The organism is Pseudonocardia pini, from assembly GCF_013870575.1.
Classification (GTDB): domain Bacteria; phylum Actinomycetota; class Actinomycetes; order Mycobacteriales; family Pseudonocardiaceae; genus Pseudonocardia; species Pseudonocardia pini.
This window is the reverse complement of record NZ_JACBXB010000944.1, coordinates 1-1,868: the sequence shown is the minus strand read 5'-3', so window position 1 is coordinate 1,868 and position 1,868 is coordinate 1. Positions and strand designations below refer to the sequence as shown.

At 75.7% G+C, this 1,868-nt stretch carries 2 protein-coding genes; both read right to left on the bottom strand.

Annotated features, from left to right (window positions below):
* Nucleotides 1-172 precede the first annotated feature (172 nt).
* A complete protein-coding gene (locus H5J29_RS36415) occupies nt 173-691 on the bottom strand; it encodes an isoprenylcysteine carboxyl methyltransferase family protein (protein ID WP_181784514.1) in 519 nt (172 codons plus the stop codon).
* Nucleotides 688-1,773, bottom strand: coding sequence for a type III polyketide synthase (locus tag H5J29_RS31130; protein ID WP_181784513.1), 1,086 nt, complete (start codon nt 1,771-1,773; stop codon nt 688-690). The genes H5J29_RS36415 and H5J29_RS31130 overlap by 4 nt, the downstream gene beginning before the upstream one ends.
* Nucleotides 1,774-1,868: the final 95 nt, after the last annotated feature.

Sequence of the window (1,868 nt, the reverse complement as noted above, 5' to 3'; positions counted from 1 at the left end):
TCGACGCCGAGGGCCAGCAGCCCGGCCAGCGCCCCGGGCATCAGGCCCTCGCCACAGGCCTTGTCGACGGCGCCCGCGCGGGGTTCCCAGACCTCGACGTCGAGTCCGGCGCGGGCGGCGTGCAGGGCGGTCACCAGGCCCACCGGCCCACCCCCGGCCACGACGAGGTCCCTCACGCGACCGCTCCCCGCAGCGCCCGCCGCTCCTCCCGGAGCCGCACCGCGAGCAGGGCGCCGTTCGCCACCGTGAACAGGACCGCGGTGAGCCAGGCGGTGTGCACCAGCGGGAGTGCCGCCCCCTCGACGACGACCACCAGGTAGTTCGGGTGGGACAGGAAGCGGTAGGGGCCGGTGGTGACGAGCGGGAGCCCGGGCAGCACGATCACGCGGGTGTTCCAGCGTCGGCCGAGCGCGGCGACGCACCACCACCGCACCCCCTGGCAGACCGCGACGAGGGCGACCATCGTCCAGCCCAGGGCGGGCAGGAAGGGCCGGTCGGCGAGCCACACCTCGGCCACGGCGCCGACCAGCAGCCCGCTGTGCAGCACGACCATGACCGGGTAGTGCCCGCGGCCGGTCTCTCGCCCCCCGCGGGCGAGGGCCCACCGGGCGTTGCGGGTGGAGACGACCACCTCGGCGAGCCGCTCGACCCCGACGACCAGGACGAACACGGTGTAGGCGAGCGCGCTCACCCCGCCGCCCGCAGCAGCACCAGCTCCGAGCAGAACCCGGGGCCCATCGCGAGCATCAGGCCGTACGAGCCGGGGGCGGGCGGGCGGTCCCGCAGGGTGTCCGCGAGCACGTGCAGCACCGAGGCCGAGGAGAGGTTCCCGATGCGCCGCAACGAGTCCCACGTCAGGCTCAGAGCCTCCCGGTCGACGTCGAGGGCCTCCTCGAGCGCCTCCAGCACCTTGGGGCCGCCGGGGTGCGCCACGTACCATCCGATGTCCGCGCGGGACAGGCCGTGGTCGGCGAGGAACCCGTGGACGTCGGCCGACAGGTGGGTGCGCACGAGGTCGGGGACGCCGGCGTCGAGCACGATCGTGAGCCCGCCCGCGCCGACGTCCCAGCCCATGGTGCGCTCGGAGTCAGGGTAGAGCCGGCTGCGGCTCGCCAGGACCTCCGGCTGCACGCGCCCGCCGTCGAGCAGCTGCGAGGCGCGGCGCGAGCCCGCCGCCACCACGGCGGCGGCGCCGTCGCCGAAGAGCCCGCTCGCGACCAGGTTCGGGACCGAGACGTCCGTGCGCTGCAGGGTCAACGAGCACAGCTCGACGCTCACCAGCACCGCGATCGCGTCGGGCCTGCCGAGGAGGTAGTCGTGCAGCCGGGCCACCCCGGCCGCCCCGGCGACGCAGCCGAGTCCCACGATCGGCACCCGCACGACGTCCTCGCGCAGTCCGATCCGGCCCGCCACCCGGGCGTCGAGCGAGGGCACGGCGAGGCCGGTGACGGTGGTGGACACGACCAGGTCGACGTCGGAGGGGGAGAGGTCCACGGCCTTGAGCGCCTCGACGACCGCGCGGGACCCGAGCTCCACGCCGGCGGTGATGAAGGCGTCGTTGGAGTCCCCGAAGTCCCGCAGGTCCCCGTAGCGGTCGAGCGGCAGCGCGGTGTGCCGGAAGTCGACGCGGGCGTTGCGGTGGAAGCGGTCCACGAGCGCCCGGTCCACCCGGGGCAGTGCCGCCGCCAGCCAGGCGGTGAGCTCGGCCTGCGGGTGGCGGTGGTCGGGCAGCACGCCGCGGACGCTCAGGATGCGGGTGGTCGGCTCGTCCATCAGCCGACCAGCAGGACGACGTCGAGCACGGCGATCCCCAGTGCGGCGCGGAAGGGCAGCCGGCCGCGGCCGGTCAGGACGAGGGCGCCGAGCCC